This window comes from Oleiphilus sp. HI0123 (assembly GCF_001635315.1).
Window position 1 is genome coordinate 1 of the sequence record NZ_LWGE01001258.1, and the last position, 1,824, is coordinate 1,824.

The following is a 1,824-nucleotide window of genomic DNA, read 5'->3' on the forward strand; positions in this document are numbered from 1 at the left end:
GCAAGAGACCTTGGCTGGTTATCCTTTGTACGACCGACTATACTAGCGCCCGTTCAAATTTTGGGTATTGAATCTACGTTGTGAGCTATGTTGGACAAGTTATACCATAAGCAGAAGTTTGCTCAGGCAAGCATAGAGAGTATGTATCGAGTATTTACAGTACCCGAAGCACCAGACTCTACTCTTAGCCGTATTGATAAAGACGTTTCTAATAATCTTGCAGGATTTATGCAGGACCATATCGTCGCGGTCGAACATGATTTGCAAGAAATGGAAAAAGACTTTTCTGATCCCAGGATTCCTGAAAAGCCCATTTTTGTATCCGAACATACTCAATTTCTTCTAGATAAAATAGTTGCGCAGTCTGTTCACACCTCATCGCCTAGCTTCGTTGGTCATATGACCTCTGCTTTACCTTATTTCATGTTGCCGCTTTCCAAGATCATGATTGCGCTCAACCAGAACCTGGTAAAAACCGAAACCTCGAAAGCGTTTACGCCCCTAGAGAGACAGGTGCTCGGGATGTTGCACCGCCTGGTATACGCTGAAGACAGTGATTTTTATAGCAAGTGGATGCACGATGCAGGGCATGCATTGGGGGCAATGTGCTCAGGCGGCACCATTGCCAATATCACAGCTCTTTGGGCGGCTCGAAATTTAGCCTTTCCACCCGAAGGAAACTTCAAGGGCGTTGCCCATGAAGGCTTATTTCGAGCGATTAAGTACTATGGTTATGATGGTGCTGCAATCGTGGTCTCAAAAAGAGGGCATTACTCTTTTAGCAAAACAGCAGATATTATCGGCATAGGTCGAGATTACCTGGTTTCTGTAGAGACTGATGAGCATAACCGTATAGATCTGGAAGCCTTACGAGATACCTGCACTCGCTTGAAGAAAGAAAATATCTGCATAATTAGCGTGATTGGCATTGCCGGTACAACAGAGACAGGCAATATCGACCCTCTTGAAGAAGTGGCTGAAATCGCGCGCGAGTTTAAGGCTCACTTTCATGTCGATGCAGCCTGGGGTGGCCCGACATTATTTTCAAATGACTATCGCTCTTTATTAAAAGGCATCGAAAAAGCAGATTCTGTCACCCTGGATGCACACAAGCAGTTATATGTTCCGATGGGTAGTGGCTTGGTGGTGTTTAAGGACCCAAAGAAACTGAAGGCCATTGAACATCATGCTCAGTATGTTGTCCGTCGTGGCTCGAAGGATTTGGGAAGTACAACTCTCGAAGGTTCACGCCCGGGAATGGCGATGCTGATTCACTCTGGCCTGAAGATTATTGCCAAAGATGGATACGAGATATTGATCAACGAAGGTATCAATAAAGCCAAAGCTTTTGCTGCCATGATCGACAACGATCAGGACTTCGAGGTGATTACCTATCCTGAGTTAAATATTATTACTTATCGTTATTGCCCGGAGTTTGCAACGTCGGTGTTAGCAGTTGCAGACGATATTTTGATGGAAAAGATCAATGCAGTTCTGGATCGTATCACTAAGTTTGTACAAAAAACTCAGCGTGAGAAAGGCCTATCGTTTGTTTCAAGAACGCGTTTGGAACCCCCGAAGTATAATCGACAAGCATGTGTCGTCTTTCGAGTGGTATTAGCAAATCCACTGACGACCACTGATACATTAAGAGATATTCTGGCAGAGCAGAAAGAAATCGTGAACGCTTCTATGGAGGTTCAACGAGCAATGAAGTTATTGCGTAGTTTGTGTCAGCTCTCCGAGGATAGCCAATAGTCTGAGATAAACACAGACTATTGGTGCATAGATTTAATCACTCAAGGCTAAATCTAGATTACTGCT

Annotated in this window: 1 protein-coding gene; it reads left to right on the forward strand. The window is 44.3% G+C overall.

Features of this window, described 5'->3' with window-relative positions; all coding sequences use genetic code 11:
• Positions 1 to 87: 87 nt before the first annotated feature.
• Positions 88 to 1,758, forward strand: coding sequence for a pyridoxal-dependent aspartate 1-decarboxylase PanP (gene panP, locus A3761_RS14855; RefSeq protein WP_068510044.1), 1,671 nt, complete (start codon positions 88 to 90; stop codon positions 1,756 to 1,758).
• Positions 1,759 to 1,824: the final 66 nt, after the last annotated feature.